This window comes from Halobacillus sp. HZG1 (assembly GCF_035818575.1).
Taxonomy (GTDB): Bacteria; Bacillota; Bacilli; order Bacillales; family Halobacillaceae; genus Halobacillus; species Halobacillus litoralis.
In genome coordinates this window covers 36,443-51,664 of sequence record NZ_JAYLVQ010000086.1, presented here as the reverse complement: position 1 = coordinate 51,664, position 15,222 = coordinate 36,443, and the positions used below count along the sequence as shown (strand labels likewise).

The following is a 15,222-nucleotide window of genomic DNA, read 5'->3' as shown; positions in this document are numbered from 1 at the left end:
AGCATGAAAATCATATTGGTTTAGGAGGAACGAAATGAAGTCAATTTTAAATTACAACAAAATCATTTGGATTTTTATTTTGTTATTAATTTCAACAGGAATTTTCACCTATCTGCAACTACCGAAAAGGGAAATCCCAGAAATTAATGTAAATGTCTCATCCATTTCAACCGTGTATCCTGGGGCCACACCTCAAGAAGTGGAACGGACAATCATCAATCCTTTAGAAGAAGAGCTTCTTAGTACAGAAGGGATTGATGAAGTCACTTCTGCGTCCACAACCGGATTCGGTACAGTAACCGCTACACTATCCGGAGGACAGGATACAGATACGACGAATGCAAAGATCCGGCAGGCCGTATCAGAAGTATCCAGGTCTTTTCCTGAAGAAGTCCAGGCTCCTAATGTAAACACAGATATGACTATGTCCGCTGTGGCTTCCTATCATCTATACAGTGATGAACGGACAGAACTATTTAATTTAAGAGAAGATTTGGAAAAATGGAAGGCAGAATTGACAAAGACTCCCGGGGTCGATTCCGTTTTAGTTAAAGGTCTGCCTGACCAAAAAGTAGCCGTCAGTTTGGATAATGACCAATTGAATGAGTTGCAACTCTCACCTTCATCTGTCATTCGTTCCTTAAGTGACGAACTAGGACCTTCTCCAATTGGTACAGAACAAAGAGATGGCACCATTCATCAATTGATCTTCGAAAAATATTCAGACATTCAAGAATTGGAAGGCTTATTTGTCGGAAATAACTCTGACGGAGAGCCTGTGAAACTGTCTGAAATCGGCTCTATCGAGATTGCCAACAAAGAAGTGGAAGACCTAATTACTTATAAAGACAAAGCGGCTCTATCCGTTACCGTGCTTACTGAAGAAGGAGTAAACATTAGTGCCCTTCAGGAAGAGTTGACAGACAAGATTAACGTTTTGTCAGAACAGTTGCCGGAAGAAATCGAGGTCGATCGTTTTTATACACAAAGTACAATTATTGATGAAGTATTTTCAAACCTTATTACTTCCTTTGCCATTTCATTTCTTGCTGTCATTATCATAATGGTACTGGGTCTGCCCATTTCGTCAGCGATTCTCGTCGCTTTATCAATCCCAATATCCATTCTCATCGGTTTAATTCCTCTTCCATATGTCGGAGTCGATTTAAACCAGATATCAATTATTGGGATGATTATAGCTATCGGGATATTGGTTGATGATGCGATTGTCGTCAATGACAACATTCAAAGAAGGTTCCAACTTGGAGATGGTCCGATGGAAGGAACCATCCGGGGTGTGAAAGAAGTTGGCAAGTCTATCGTTACTTCAACACTCATGATTATTTTCAGTTTCCTCCCTTTAACGTTCTTATCTGGAACCAATGGGGATTTCATCAGAGCCTTACCATCGGTCTTGATTTTCACGGTGCTCGCATCCACAATCATTGCACTGACGTTTATTCCTACCGTTCAATATGTCAGGAGAAGGCGGAAGCAAAAATCCAGAAAAGCAAAGTCGGGACTTCTTGGTGGTTTGTTTGACTGGTTAGAACGTACCTACGCTGACAGGATTCTTCCTGCTACTACGAAGAAGCCATTAGTCACTTCGCTGATTGGTCTGATCGTTTGTGCCCTTTTAGCCACTTTAGCGATTAAGATTCCTTTTGAATTCTTCCCTGCTGCTGATCGTCCGGAAGTAACCATTTCTGTCGAGAACCCCCAAGGGACAACGATTCAGGAAACAGAACAAAAGTTACAGGAATTAACGGATTACCTGGAGAATTCTGAAGAAAACATTACTGAAACAGCCATTTATTCAGGAAGTGGACTTCCTAATTTATTTAGTTCAGGGTTGCAACGGTCAGGTGAAAACACAGGCCAGGTTCTCGTTCGAGTCGACAGAGACCAAACGAGCGCCAGTGACTTTATAGAAGAATGGGAAGAGCCTTTAAGGGAGAAATTCCCGGATAGTGAAATTTTCCTTGAAACTATTGTTTCTGGTCCACCACCTTCACCACCTGTACAGATCAAAATTCAAGGTCCTGAGATTGAAACGTTAATCGCTGAAGCGAAGAATGCAGGAAAACGATTAAGTGAGCTGGAAGGTGCTGAAATAACTACACTTAACGCAGAGACGCAGCCTTTCACGGAATACAATGCGGACCGTTCTTTGCTTGCAGAAAATAACATCCCGATCAACCAAATCACTTCTCAACTCCAACTGGCAAATATCGGTGTGCCTCTAGGTACCTTTGACAATGGTGTGGAGCGTTTACCTATTGAAGTTATGGTTGATGACGGTGTAGAAGATGGTGTAGACCTATCTGAGCTGAATGTAGTCAGCCAGCAATCGAATCAGGGCGGCGGGCCGCCAGAAATTCTTACGCTTGATGAAATTATCACAACAGAATCAAGCGAGCGGATCGGTGTGATTCCACACTTGGATGGAGACCGCACCATTACGGTTGAAGCATATCCGGAAGAGGGAATGGAAAGTACATTCTCCCAGGAATCAACAGATGTTGTAAATGAAATTAAGAATGATCTTCCAGAGGGTTATACGCTTGTTGAAAGCGGCGAATCCGATGCTCGTTCCGAGTTCTTTGTAGAAGTAACAAAACTCTTTGTTATCGTCTTGTTCTTGATTTATTTGACAATTGCTATTCAATTCAACTCCCTGCTTATGCCTTTATTGATAACAGGAACCGTATTTTTAGCTGTGACAGGGGCTATTATAGGGCTTTTTGTATCAGGGGAACCCCTCAGTTTCTTAGCTGTATTGGGCATTGTATCTCTTTCAGGTATAGTTGTGAGGAACTCTGTCATTCTTGTCGAATTTATTGAGCAGAACCGTGAACGTTACAGCAGTAACGTCGAAGCTGTCATTGAAGCAGGCAGGGCAAGAATCCGTCCTATAGTCCTTACTTCATTAACATCGATTGCAGCCTTGGCTCCTATCATTTACACAGGGGATGTGTTATTTAAGCCATTGGCGGTATCGATCGTATCCGGACTTGCATTTTCAACAGTACTCACATTGCTGCTTGTCCCATCTTTTTATTTATTAATATCCAGAAAATAAATCAATCGACGACTTATGAGAAACGTTTGAATGAAAAAAAGCTCCCATTATTGGGAGCTTTTTTCATGTTGTTCCAGATCATCAAGGATCATATCCAATACATAATGGGAGGACTGATACAATTCTTTGAACCTCTTTCGGTGTACATCCAGGTAGTAACTATGGAGAATAATCATTTCAATATTCTCATGCGTTGATTTCACTTGGTTTGGATGTACATTTGTCTTTCGGTCTTTTACAAATTCCTCTGCTTCCTTTACCCATTCATTGGCCAATTGGAACATCGGTTTTGTTTCCTTTTTAACCTGATTAAAAAAATCATAGCTCTTTTTTTCTACAGGACCCTCCGTATTTAAAAAGCGTTGATGTTGTTCATCAATGAGACGCTTTAATTCAATCGTATTGGCTTTTAAATTCATAACATTCCACACCTTTCCTCCTTAATAATATCATGAGGGAACAAAAGGCATCAAAATCAACCTACGGAACGACGTTTGGCCTGTTGAGCCACCTTACCCATATATTCATACCGACGTTCCCTTTTTATCTTCCTTAATTCATCACGAAGACTGAAGACCTCATTTTTCAATTCATCTATGTCTTTACGGTGGGAGACGGCCATATTGAACACGATTTCATCTGTTTTGATTGACAACCTACGCTCAAGCAAGGAGAATTTTTCCTGTAAGTGCGAAAGCTGATCCTCAAATTCATTCGGCGTGATGACACTATTTTTCTTCATACACTACTCCCCCTTTTATTGGTGTGTTATAAATTCGCTCTTGCATGCATAACTCCTTTACGGATGACAAGACTAGAACTAAAGCAACAAAACAAGTCAAACCTGACTTTAATCTTCGACATAAAAGGAGAAAAGCATATGGCTAAGAAAAAAGATAAGAAAAATAAGAAGCCGACACCGGCCAGAACTGACAATCCTAAATTAACTGGAGAGAACCGCCCTTCTACGTGACTGGACAGAAGCTGTTGCTATTTTTTATAGCAGCAGCTTTTTTTATAAACCCTATAAAACCGGGATATGACATCAGCTTCCCCCTCCCCATCTTTTTATATCTTCACGAGACAAAAAAACCTAAGCGATATCGAAGGAATATGATTAGGGTTTTGAATGGATTGTGGAAGGGAAGATAGTCATGGCGGTTTCCTTACATGTGTCAATCGTGTGACAGGTGAAACTTTCCTTTCTTTTATACGTCTATATAAAATGAGTCTCATGTATATATTCTTGGACACGAAAATTTGGTATGATACTCTCATGGCTATAGGGAGGGATTGGTTGTGAATTACCCCAATGGGAGACGTGGTTCCAAGGCGAATTTAGCTCCCAAAGGAAAAACAAAACCGGATTTCAGTAACAGGGGAATGTCACTGGAAGAAGACATTAATGTAACCAACGAATATTATTTGCAAGCAGGAGTTGCGGTGGTCCATAAAAAACCTACGCCTGTTCAAATTGTACAAGTGGATTACCCCAAGCGAAGCGCTGCTGTTATTAAAGAAGCCTATTTCAAACAAGCTTCTACTACAGACTTTAACGGGGTTTATCGTGGAAAGTACATCGATTTTGAGGCAAAAGAAACGAAGAACAAAACTTCTTTTCCATTAAGTAATGTCCATCAGCACCAGATTGATCACATGAGGGCTGTGCAGGCACATGGTGGGATCAGCTTTATGATCATAAAGTTCACCCCGTTAGAAGAAACGTACCTCCTTCCCTCCTCATCGATCTTTTCCTTTTGGGAAAATCAGTGGAACGGGGGAAGGAAATCGATTCCTTATGCTTTTATTACAAAAGAAGGAATCCATATCCCTTTTCATTATCAGGCTAGGGTTCACTATGCCACAGCCATCGATAAGCTTTATTTCTGAAATGGAGGAAATGTAAATGGCCAACGATAGCCAGTCACGTACAGCAAGAAGAAAACAGATGAAATCATCGAAAAAAGGAAAAAGCACATCAAAATTCAAAAAGATTTTCATGACCCTTTTAACCATCGGCGTTGTTCTGATGTTAGGGGTTGGAGCATTATTTGCCTATTATGTCGCTACCGCTCCGAGTTTAGATGAATCGAAATTATCCGATCCTTTCTCTTCCAAGGTTTACGACAAAAATGGAGACTTGTTTGCTGACTTAGCCGGAGACGAACGACGGACGAAAATCACATACAATGACATCCCCCCCGTTCTGGAGGATGCCGTATTAGCTACAGAAGATGTACGTTTCTTCAATCATATCGGCATTGATTTTCGCAGAATCGGTGGTGCGGTACTGGCCAACATTACAGGTGGATTCGGTGCTGAAGGAGCCAGTACAATTACACAACAAGTTGTCAAAGAATCGTTTTTGACGAAGGATAAAACAATCAAACGTAAAGTACAGGAACAGTATTTAGCTGTGAAGTTAGACCAGGAATATTCCAAAGAAAAGATTTTAGAAATGTACCTGAATAAGATTTATTACGGTGCAGGGGCTTATGGAGTTGCTGAAGCTGCGGAAACTTATTTTGGTAAGAAAGACCTCAGTGAACTTACACTGCCTGAGGCAGCCCTATTGGCAGGTCTGCCACAAAGACCAAGCGGCTACATGCCATTTGAAAACCCGGATTTAGCGAAGGATCGAATGAACACGGTTCTTAGTTTGATGGTGCAGCACGGGAAAATAACCGAGGCTGAAGCAGAAGAAGCACGTCAAGTGAAGATCGAAGATATGTTGATTGAAAGACAACCTGAAAAAGAAGCGCCATTCCAAGCGTTCTTAGATGAAGTAGAACGTGAAATCAAAGAAAAAATGGACGGTTCAGATATTTACAAAGATGGACTGAAGATTTATACCACACTGGACCCTAAAGCTCAGGAACAAGTTCAACAACTCTTAAGCAATGATGGCCCTACTCCATGGCCGGATGAAAAATTAATGGCAGGAGTGACTGTAACCGATACACAGACTGGCGCCATCCGAGCAATTGGCGGAGGCCGGAACTACCAGAAAGGTCAATTCAATACAGCGACTCAAATCAAACGTCAACCCGGCTCAACATTCAAACCAATCACTGCCTATGGGCCAGCTATACAATATAATAAAATGTCCACCTATCATCAGATAAAAGATGAAAAGACTGAATTTGACGTCAACGACGGTTGGACACCAAGCAACTTCGATAATCAGTTTAGAGGATGGGTGTCTGCAAGATACGCATTAAGCCGTTCATTAAATATACCGACCATCAAATTAATGGAAGAAGTAGGGATTGATAAAGCTGAAGAGTTTGCAAAAGGGCTCGGTTTTAAAGTCCCTGATAAAGGTTTTATGCTTTCAGATGCCATTGGAGGCGGAGTGGGGACGAATCCTAAAGAAATGGCAGCCGCCTACGCTGCTTTTGGTAATGAAGGCGTATATAACGAACCACATACCGTTACAAAAGTAGAAGTGCCGGGAGAAGGTACCATTGAGCTGACTCCAGAACCTAAGTCTGCCATGAACAGCTACACGGCCTTTATGATCTCTGATATGCTGAAAACAACGATGAGTGAAGGTACAGGAACAGCTGCCAATGTACCGGGTATTAATGACGCAGGTAAAACGGGAACGACAAACCGTGGAGATTATGCATCAGACTCCTGGTTCAATGGATACACAACAAACTATTCTATCTCCGTTTGGGCCGGGTACGATGAGGAAGATCCCATGTCCCAGGCCGCAAAAAATATACCCAAACAGATTTACAAGCCTTTGATGACTCAATTATCGCAAGGAATAGAAACGGCTGATTTTACTAAACCGGATTCTGTTACATGGGTGGATGTAGAAAAAGGGTCAAGACCTGCACGTTTACCTAGTGAATATACACCTTCGGACCGTATTGTTACAGAACTATTCCACGTAGACAATCAACCATCCAAGGTATCAGAAGCTTATCAGAAATTGGATCCCGTTCAGTCCCTGGCCGGAAAGTTTAATGAAGAAACTTCCAGTATTGATCTTTCTTGGTCGTACGGAAATACAGATGGCATCAGTTTCCGTATCGCTGCCTCCATTGATGGTGGTGAAATGAGAGAATTGACAACTACGAAGGAAACAAGTGTCGAGATTACGAACGTTGATCCTGGTGCAACTTACGAATTTGCTGTTGTAGTCATCAGTGATGACGATAATACAGCAAATAGTGATTCGGCTACCGTCACGGTTCAAGCCCCAGGTTCTCTTGACCAGGAAACTCCTGAAGAAGACGAAGAAAATCAGGAAGATAATGGCGAGAACACAGAGGAAGAAACGCCTTCTGAAGATAACAACGAAGGGGACGGACAAGGAAATAACGACGGAAACGGTAATGGTAACAATAACGGCGATGGGCAAGGAAATGGTCAGGGTGATGGTCAAGGTTCTGACCAAGAAGATGAACCTCAAAATAATGATGACAGTGAAAGCAATGACCAAAATCAAGAAGATGGATCTGGTTCAGGTGGCGACAGTGGTTCTGATAATGAAGAACAACCACCAGCTGAAGACCAGCAGGAAAACCAACAAGAAGATGCAGCCTAAACAAAAACCCTCTCGAATAATCGAGAGGGTTTTCCTATGTGGCTTTCTCTATTTTCTTCATCCTTTTTTGACCTTCCCTGCACAAAAATAACAAAGGACATTCTTCGCAATTCGGACGTTGCGCTTTACAGTGATAACGACCAAAAAATATCATCCGGTGATGGGTGACACTCCACTCCTCTTCCGGTATTTTCCTCATCAGTGTCTTTTCCACTTCCAAGACAGAATCTTTCCATCGACAAAACGCAAGACGTTTGGACACACGTTCCACGTGTGTATCCACCGCTATGGCAGGTTCATCAAAAGCAACAGAAGCTACGACGTTTGCCGTTTTTCTCCCTACTCCAGCTAAACTTTCCAGCTCTGTTTTTGTCGGAGGGACTTCCCCATTAAATTTCTCAACAAGTGTTTGGGATAGCTTCTTTATATTCTTTGCTTTGTTCCTGTATAGACCGATCCGTTTAATATCATCCTGAAGCTCTTCCAAAGGAACAGCGATATAATCCTCAGGTTTTTTATATTTTTCAAAAAGTTGAGGGGTTACTTTGTTCACTAATGCATCAGTCGCTTGTGCAGATAGAACAACCGCAACGAGAAGTTCAAAAGGATTGCTGTGGGTCAATTCACACTCAGCTTCCGGGAACATTTCCTCAAACGTATCTAAACAATGACGGATTTGCTGTTTATTCAACATTGTGTTTTTTATGAATCCTCCTCCAACCAATTATAGTAAAGGGAGATATCCCGCTTCTTATTTTCCTGTTTTTGGGTTTTAGGCGCCTGTTGCCCTTGGCGGAACTGCTTTCCCTGTTCCCGGGCCTGTTCCACCGTTTTGACACCTTTCCGCTTCCACTCTCTAAGAATCCGGTCAATATATTTAAAATTTAATTTACTCATCAATACAGCTTCTCTTAACGCAGCCTTGATCAATGCAGGAGATTGTTCTTCTTCATCAAGCCATATGTTAATAGTCTCAATTTCAAATGGAGACAGTGGTCTTCCAAATTCCTGCTCGAACAACGGAAAGATATTTTCATCATACGAGCGGTCATTTATTTGAGGCTTCTGAGATACGGCGAACAGTTTTTCCCACAAAGGCTCTAATGAATAATGCTCATTAAGGACACGATCTTCATTTTGGTTCTGTTCAATGGTCATCATTCTTTTTTGGATCAAACTCCTAAGCACTCGTGAACATTCTTGAGCGGAAATAGAAAGATGAATCGCCAGTTGTTCAGGCGTAGGAAAACCATTGCCTTCTGTGCGAAAACGGTGAATTTGTAAAAGAACGACCAATTCGGTTTCATTCAACTTCAGCTGATGGAAATTTTCAAGAAGTTTGGTTGGAACGACCATTTGGTTATCCATGATGTTTTGAAAGCTTTGGTATTTAGCCAAATCAATCCCTCCATTCTTAATCTTCATGGAATGAAAAACACCGATACGCCAAGGGCGTTAGATCGGTGTTCGTTCATCCTCATGATTAATGATCACGGGTACAGTCGATTTAATAGACGAGGGAATGGAATCGTCTCACGAACGTGCTCGACCCCTGAGATCCAAGCTACCGTACGTTCAAGACCTAGTCCGAAGCCTGAGTGCGGGACGCTTCCGTATTCGCGTAACTGTAAATACCATTTGTACGCATCCCCTGTGAGATCATGTTCTTCATACCTCTGCTTCATTAGTTCAAGATCATCAATCCGTTGAGATCCACCAATGATTTCACCATATCCTTCCGGAGCGATCAAATCCGCACACAGAACCACTTCAGGGCGCTCAGGATCTGGCTTCATATAGAATGCTTTGATTTCAGCAGGATAATTAGTGATGAAAACAGGCTTGTCATAACTTTCTGCAATCGCTGTTTCATGTGGGGCTCCGAAATCTTCTCCCCATTCAATATCATCAAACCCTTTATCTTTCAATAGTTGAATAGCATCGTCATAACTTATGCGAGGGAATGGAGCTTGAATCTTTTCAAGTTTCTCTGTGTCGCGACCAAGAGCATCAAGTTCAATCTTACAATTTTTAAGAACTGACTGTACTACATGGGAAACATACTGTTCCTGTACTTGAAGACTGTCTTCATGGTCCATGAAGGCCATTTCTGGTTCAATCATCCAGAATTCAATCAAGTGGCGGCGGGTTTTTGATTTCTCAGCACGGAACGTTGGTCCAAAACTGAATACGCGGCCAAACGCCATAGCAGCAGCCTCCATGTACAGCTGACCACTTTGAGACAAGTAGGCATCTTCTTCAAAATATTTTGTATGGAAAAGTTCTGTCGTTCCTTCCGCTGATGACCCTGTAAGGATTGGAGGATCAATTTTGACATAACCATTGTCATTGAAAAACTCGTAAGTGGAACGAATAATTTCGTTTCGCACTTTCATTACAGCATGTTGACGCTTAGAACGTAACCACAAATGGCGATGATCCATCAGGAATTCTGGGCCGTGTTCTTTTGGTGTAATCGGATAATCGACCGCTTCGTGAATGACTTCAAAGTCTTTCACCTGCATTTCATATCCAAGAGGCGAACGAGTATCTTCCACGATCACTCCTGTCACGTAAAGGGATGACTCTTGTGTTAAAGCTTTCGCATCCTGAAACTTATCTTCACCGATTTCTGCTTTCACAACGATCCCTTGCATAAATCCTGTTCCATCACGAAGCTGCAAGAATGCAATTTTACCACTGGAGCGTTTATTACTAAGCCAAGCTCCTAACGTAACTTCTTCTCCTACATATTTCGATACTTCAGAAATAGTTGTTTTCACACTAAAAACCTCCAAAAGCTTAAGATTGATATTTGTTTACAAAACGTTCGATTCGATCAGCCGCTTTTTCGAGCTGCTCAAGAGATGTTGCATAGGACAGGCGTACATTATCAGGGCTGCCGAAGCCGGATCCGGGGACGAGCGCTACTTTTTCTTCGTCTAATAAAGCTTTCACCCACGCATCCACGTCCTGAAAGCCACCTTGCTCAACCGCTTCCTTCACATTAGGAAAAAGGTAAAAAGCGCCGGATGGTTTCGCACAATGCACTCCAGGAATTTGGATCAGGCGTTTGTGAAGAACATCCAGCCGCTCTTTGAATGCTTCCTTCATTTCTTCTACTTTTTCTTCAGAAGCTGTATAGGCAGCGAGTGCCGCGTACTGGGCTATTGTCGTTGGATTTGATGTCGAATGGGAAGCCATGTTGGTCATCGCTTTAATGACGGTTTTGTTTCCCGCAGCAAAGCCGATTCTCCACCCTGTCATCGAATGGGATTTCGAAACCCCGTTGATGATGATGGTTTGCTCATAAAGTTCTTCTGACAGTTGAGCTATGGAAACATGTTTCTCCTCTGTATAGATCAATTTTTCGTAAATCTCATCCGATACAATAAGGACATCATGCTCAAGGCACACTTCTCCGAGCGCCTTTAATTCAGATTCGGAATACATCATACCCGTTGGGTTACTTGGTGAATTAATAATGACGGCTTTCGTATTAGGTGTGATGGCTTCTTTCAGCTGCTCTGGTGTAAGTTTAAAATCATTAGATTCCTCTGCTGATACAATTACAGGCGTACCTTCAGCGAGTTTAATCTGCTCAGGATAACTGACCCAGTATGGGGCAGGAACAATGACTTCATCCCCCTTGTTCAGAAGGACTTGGAATAATGTGAACAACGCATGTTTCGCACCTGTTGTGACGATCACTTGCTCATTTGTATAAGTGAGGTCCTGGTCGCGTTTTAATTTTGCTGTAATGCTGTTTTTCAGCTCAGGAACTCCACCAGCCGGGGTGTACTTCGTCATTCCTTCATCCATCGCACGCTTAGCAGCCTCCAGGATATAAGATGGAGTATTGAAGTCAGGTTCGCCCGCTCCCAATCCAATGACATCGTGGCCTTCTGCCTTCAGTGCTTTCGCTTTGGCTGTAATCGCTAATGTTGTTGATGGTGTTAAAGCTTGCACACGTTGTGCTAATTCCATAAACGTTCACTCCTTTTATTCATTCTGCCTGAAAGCAAAACGCTGATCAAACGCTTCACCCTGCAGTGTAAAATAGTCTAATACGTAGCGGTTTTGTTCATCGATATAAGTCAATTGAAAAACAGGTTCCTCTTCCTCAAAGCCATATTGTATATCTTTGAATGTACAATTAGAGCAAGTATTCTCCCAGCGGGAGCACATCTCTTCTAATGGCAGTGTTTCCTCTTTAGAAACCTCTTCAAGGATCTTTTTTTCCTTGATATCCATAAATATAATAGACGCTTCTTTTGACTTATTTATTCCCTGGACGATATGAAACTCTTTTTCGCCATGGTATGTAGATACATGGTCAATCCTTGCAAGGCTCCCCTTATCCCGAGCGATTTCTTCTGCTAGAGGGTGACCTTGTTTGCGGTCATGATTCACATCGATATAGAGCCACAGGAAAAGGATAATAGCGATAATAAACAGGGTACCTGTTATCGCAAGGGTCCACTTCAACCAACTAGGTACGGTAAATGGTGAAGACTGCGGTCTCAGCATCGTCATCATCCAGTGCCAACCCAAACATAAGATTATTTTCTTTCAGCGTTCGGTTTAATGTATCGACAATTTTATAAAGATCATCAGACTTTTGAATTCTGACCGTCGATAACGTTTCTATCTTATTTTCCATCAGTAAAAAACCTCCATTGTGCGGGGTCCGCTTTTTATTATAACAGGTTCGTCCAGACTCATGCGCTAGAGTTAAAGCCATTTTTCAATCTTATTGATTAATTGACGGGTGGACTCATAAGAAACAGGGACTTCCGGAAGAGAACTCAGGAAGTATTTCCCGTATCGAGCTTCCATCAACCGTTGATCACAAATAAAGACGACTCCTCGATCGGAGCTGCTCCGAATTAACCTGCCAAAACCCTGTTTAAACCGGATGATTGCATGAGGAAGGGATTTCTCCATAAATGAATTTCGGCCTTCTTTTTGCATTCTTTCGTTTCTCACCGATTGTATAGGCTGATCAGGCGGCTGAAAAGGCAAACGAACCATCATGAGACAAGAGAGATCCTCTCCAGGTATGTCCACACCTTCCCAAAAAGAACTTGTCCCTAGAAGTATCGCCTGATCGAATGCTTGAAAGTTTTTTTTCAATCGATCTCTACTCCCGCTTGATACACCTTGAGCAAATACCATAAATTCCTCTGGGTCAATAAACTCTTTCAGAAGGGTGTAGGTTTGACGAAGCATTTCATAAGATGTAAATAAAACAAGCATTCTGCCTTTTGTCACTTCCGCAACAGAATAAATCGCTTCACTCAACGCTTCAACAAACGAATCGGGGTCATTCTTTATGTTCGGGAAATCATTCGGGACCATAAGCTGGACCTGCTCCTGGAACTTATAAGGAGACGGAATGATCGATTCGATTGTGTTGGCAACGTCCTGTAAGCCTAGTGATTTTCGAATATATTCGAAAGAACCACCTGTGGATAAGGTCGCGCTCGTTAGGATAGAGCTGCACTTCTTTCTGAAAAGCCGTTGTTCGAGAAGGTGAGCGACATCATAGGGTTCACTGAATAAGTAAATGGCATTGACGGCCCCTTCTCCTTCAATTTCCACCCATTTCACTTCTTCTTCTCTAGTGAAATCAAAGTAATGAATCAGCTGTGAGCGAATCTGATGGCATACATCCATTTGATTGTTCAACCGGGAGAGAAGAATGGGGATACTGTAATCTTCTCTGACAGCAAGCTGCATTCTCAACTGTTCTTCCATTTTTCCCATATGGACAATCAGTTTTTTAATGATTGCTAAGAAACGATGAGACATTTCTTTGGCTGTGTCAATAAATGACGGCATCTCCCCCGGTTTCAAAAGAAGCTGGGTACGTCCAATGTCACTCTTCCCTTTCCCCAACCTCTTCTGCTTTTTCACACTCTGATAAATATAACGGGAAAGGTGGCTCAGTTCTTCCTTGGCTTCATCAATGGATTGCTGCCCCTTGATCAGGTTCATATAAAAGTCGTTCTGCAAAGACCATTCTTTATAAAGACTCTTTTGGAATATTTCCCCGAATTGGGTCAAGTGCCTTTGAAGTTCACGATAATTCATCCGGACACCAAAATACCGACTAGCTACTGCTTCTAAATGATGTGCTTCATCAATTATCACATGTTCATATTCTGGCAGTACCGATTCCTCTTTCATAATATCCATACATAATAGAGCATGATTCGTAATCACAAGATCCGCTTGTGCTGCTTTCTCTTGGGCCCATTGGAAAAAACTGTCGTCTGTGAAACCAAGCCTGACGGTTTTGCTGGACTGCTCTGATGAAACTTTATGCCAAAACTGCCTTCCATTCGAAGGTAGTTGGATTTCGTCCACATCCCCCGTACGCGTCCTGGTTAACCAAACGAGAATCATCGCTTTTGTCAGTGTAATATCATAATTATCTTGATACGATCTCTCCAGCTCATATTGAAAGTGGATCAAACTAATATAATGAGCCTTCCCTTTATAAAGAACCGCTTTAATCGGGCGAGGAAACATCCGTTCGACTTTAGGGAGTTCTTCTTCAAGCAATTGTTTTTGCAGACTCGTTGTATGAGTGGAAATGACGACGCGTTTACCACTCTCCATCGCTTGGTAAGCAGCGGAAAGAAGGTAAGCGATGGACTTTCCTGTTCCAGCACCTGCTTCTAATATCGCATGTTTATTTTCTGTAAGAGCTTGTTTGACACTTGCCGTCATCTCCTGCTGTCCTTTTCGGATCTCATAATCAGGAAGCAGGCTTCCAAGGCCATTTTCTCCTTCGAACACCTGCGTTTTCCAAGTGTCGAATGGAGGGAGTTGAACGGCTTTAGATGCACGTTCAGGCACTTGTTTCCGTACAGCGATTCCATGCTTCAGCATCACATCAGATTCACTCGTGTTTCCATACCGCTTCTCTTCCAAGTATTTCAGGAAGAAATCCCTGAAATCACTTTTCAATTTCCCCTCGATCTTTAGCAAATGGTGGATCGTACGCTCTGGTAGACGCTGAAGTTCTTTCAATAAATAAAGAAGCAAATCAGCTGTGACTTGAGCATCTGACAATGCGCGATGTGGCCGATCGTGGCCCATATCCAAACGCTCTGCCAGCTGTCCCAGTTTGAAAGTAGGCGAAGTCGGCATAAGAATGCGTGCGAATTCGACGGTATCAATAATCGGATTATGTAAAGGTTGATATCCGCACCGTGCCAATTCATCATTTAGGAACCCAAGATCGAATTCGATGTTATGCGCCACAATATAAGCATGGTGAAACAGAGGATAAACATCCTCTACAATTTCAGAAAAAAGCGGTGCATCCAAAACATCGTCATCTTCTATTCCAGTTAGTGATCGAATAAACGGAGGAATCTCTTTTTCAGGATAAACAAGGGAAGAAAACTCTTCCACAACTGCCCCATTTTCCTCCATAACGACGACACCGATTTCTATGATGCGATCCCCTTTTGAAGCCGCATTTCCTGTTGTCTCTAAATCCACAATTGCAAATCTCTTCATGTTCATCCCTACTTTCACAACAAAAAGGAAGGACCTTGCCTAA

At 42.2% G+C, this 15,222-nt stretch carries 12 protein-coding genes; 3 read left to right on the top strand and 9 right to left on the bottom strand.

Translation table 11 applies throughout. From position 1 onward, the window contains the following. Positions 1–34 precede the first annotated feature (34 nt). Positions 35–3,082, top strand: a complete 3,048-nt coding sequence (locus VKA52_RS19365; protein WP_326316899.1) for an efflux RND transporter permease subunit — start codon at positions 35–37, stop codon at positions 3,080–3,082. Between the two features lie 47 nt (positions 3,083–3,129). Here the strand turns inward: VKA52_RS19365 and VKA52_RS19360 are convergent, their stop codons facing one another. Then, positions 3,130–3,501 (bottom strand): YppE family protein, encoded by a 372-nt coding sequence (locus VKA52_RS19360; RefSeq protein WP_326316898.1) that lies wholly within the window; start codon positions 3,499–3,501, stop codon positions 3,130–3,132. Positions 3,502–3,557: 56 nt separating this feature from the next. Beyond that, positions 3,558–3,824: a hypothetical protein gene (locus VKA52_RS19355; RefSeq protein ID WP_160913503.1), complete on the bottom strand. Its 267-nt coding sequence runs from the start codon at positions 3,822–3,824 to the stop codon at positions 3,558–3,560. Positions 3,825–4,381: 557 nt separating this feature from the next. Between VKA52_RS19355 and recU the strand changes: the two genes are divergently transcribed. Beyond that, on the top strand, positions 4,382–4,972 hold the full coding sequence (gene recU / locus VKA52_RS19350; RefSeq protein WP_326316897.1) for a Holliday junction resolvase RecU: 591 nt from the start codon (positions 4,382–4,384) through the stop codon (positions 4,970–4,972). 16 nt (positions 4,973–4,988) lie between these two features. Then, a complete protein-coding gene (locus tag VKA52_RS19345) occupies positions 4,989–7,643 on the top strand; it encodes a PBP1A family penicillin-binding protein (RefSeq protein WP_326316896.1) in 2,655 nt (884 codons plus the stop codon). A 34-nt stretch (positions 7,644–7,677) separates the two neighbouring features. Here VKA52_RS19345 and nth read toward each other — a convergent pair whose 3' ends face one another. The 7 genes from nth to dinG all read right to left on the bottom strand — a co-directional run bounded on the left by nth (position 7,678) and on the right by dinG (position 15,179). Continuing rightward, positions 7,678–8,337: an endonuclease III gene (gene nth, locus VKA52_RS19340; RefSeq protein WP_160913509.1), complete on the bottom strand. Its 660-nt coding sequence runs from the start codon at positions 8,335–8,337 to the stop codon at positions 7,678–7,680. A gap of 8 nt (positions 8,338–8,345) precedes the next feature. Then, the gene (locus VKA52_RS19335) at positions 8,346–9,041 is read right to left on the bottom strand and encodes a DnaD domain-containing protein (RefSeq protein WP_326316895.1); all 696 of its coding nucleotides are present in this window, start codon (positions 9,039–9,041) and stop codon (positions 8,346–8,348) included. Positions 9,042–9,133: 92 nt separating this feature from the next. Further along, positions 9,134–10,426: an asparagine--tRNA ligase gene (gene asnS / locus VKA52_RS19330; protein WP_160913513.1), complete on the bottom strand. Its 1,293-nt coding sequence runs from the start codon at positions 10,424–10,426 to the stop codon at positions 9,134–9,136. Positions 10,427–10,445: 19 nt separating this feature from the next. After that, a complete protein-coding gene (locus VKA52_RS19325; RefSeq protein ID WP_160913515.1) occupies positions 10,446–11,630 on the bottom strand; it encodes a pyridoxal phosphate-dependent aminotransferase in 1,185 nt (394 codons plus the stop codon). Positions 11,631–11,645: 15 nt separating this feature from the next. Next, positions 11,646–12,179 carry a cell wall elongation regulator TseB-like domain-containing protein gene (locus tag VKA52_RS19320; RefSeq protein WP_326316894.1) on the bottom strand — a complete coding sequence of 178 codons (534 nt, stop codon included), beginning with the start codon at positions 12,177–12,179 and terminating at the stop codon, positions 11,646–11,648. Next, positions 12,136–12,306 (bottom strand): YpmA family protein, encoded by a 171-nt coding sequence (locus VKA52_RS19315; protein WP_089652552.1) that lies wholly within the window; start codon positions 12,304–12,306, stop codon positions 12,136–12,138. Before VKA52_RS19315 ends, VKA52_RS19320 begins: the two co-directional genes overlap by 44 nt. A gap of 71 nt (positions 12,307–12,377) precedes the next feature. Continuing rightward, the gene (gene dinG, locus VKA52_RS19310) at positions 12,378–15,179 is read right to left on the bottom strand and encodes an ATP-dependent DNA helicase DinG (RefSeq protein ID WP_326316893.1); all 2,802 of its coding nucleotides are present in this window, start codon (positions 15,177–15,179) and stop codon (positions 12,378–12,380) included. Between the last annotated feature and the right edge of the window lie 43 nt (positions 15,180–15,222).

Excerpts from the sequence above, each read along its gene's own strand:
- VKA52_RS19315 (WP_089652552.1), bottom strand. The coding sequence starts at position 12,306 with ATGGAAAATAAGATAGAAACGTTATCGACGGTCAGAATTCAAAAGTCT.
- VKA52_RS19320 (WP_326316894.1), bottom strand. The coding sequence starts at position 12,179 with ATGACGATGCTGAGACCGCAGTCTTCACCATTTACCGTACCTAGTTGG.
- dinG (WP_326316893.1), bottom strand. The coding sequence starts at position 15,179 with ATGAAGAGATTTGCAATTGTGGATTTAGAGACAACAGGAAATGCGGCT.
- VKA52_RS19345 (WP_326316896.1), top strand. The coding sequence starts at position 4,989 with ATGGCCAACGATAGCCAGTCACGTACAGCAAGAAGAAAACAGATGAAA.
- VKA52_RS19360 (WP_326316898.1), bottom strand. The coding sequence starts at position 3,501 with ATGAATTTAAAAGCCAATACGATTGAATTAAAGCGTCTCATTGATGAA.
- VKA52_RS19365 (WP_326316899.1), top strand. The coding sequence starts at position 35 with ATGAAGTCAATTTTAAATTACAACAAAATCATTTGGATTTTTATTTTG.
- nth (WP_160913509.1), bottom strand. The coding sequence starts at position 8,337 with ATGTTGAATAAACAGCAAATCCGTCATTGTTTAGATACGTTTGAGGAA.
- VKA52_RS19355 (WP_160913503.1), bottom strand. The coding sequence starts at position 3,824 with ATGAAGAAAAATAGTGTCATCACGCCGAATGAATTTGAGGATCAGCTT.
- VKA52_RS19325 (WP_160913515.1), bottom strand. The coding sequence starts at position 11,630 with ATGGAATTAGCACAACGTGTGCAAGCTTTAACACCATCAACAACATTA.